The sequence below is a fragment of the Pseudomonas psychrophila HA-4 genome (genome assembly GCF_000282975.1).
GTDB lineage: Bacteria > Pseudomonadota > Gammaproteobacteria > Pseudomonadales > Pseudomonadaceae > Aquipseudomonas > Aquipseudomonas psychrophila_A.
Window position 1 is genome coordinate 1 of sequence record NZ_ALJC01000080.1, and the last position, 383, is coordinate 383.

Annotated in this window: 1 protein-coding gene; it reads left to right on the forward strand. The window is 55.1% G+C overall.

Annotated elements, in window-relative coordinates; all coding sequences use genetic code 11:
• Window positions 1–383: IS66 family transposase (locus B347_RS24905; protein ID WP_019409887.1), on the forward strand; the 383-nt coding region annotated here is incomplete at both ends.

Consider the following 383-nt stretch of genomic DNA (forward strand, 5'->3'; position numbering starts at 1 on the left):
GATCCTTTTTGACTACTCCACCAGCCGTGCGCAGGAGGTGCCGACGCGCCTGCTCGAAGGCTATCGCGGCTATCTGATGACCGATGATTACGCCGGTTATAACGCGCTAGGTGCGCAGGCCGGAGTCGAGCGTTTGGGCTGCTGGGCGCACGCAAGACGTAAGTTTGTTGAAGCCCAAAAAGTACAGCCGAAAGGCAAGACGGGACGTGCTGACATCGCGCTGAACCTGATCAATAAACTCTATGGAGTAGAGCGTGATCTGAAGGATGCAGGCGACGACGATCGTAAAACCGGCCGTCATGATCGTAGTCTGCCAGTGTTGGCTCAGTTAAAAAGCTGGATGGAAAAGACGCAGCCACAAGTTACGTCTCAGAACGCCTTGG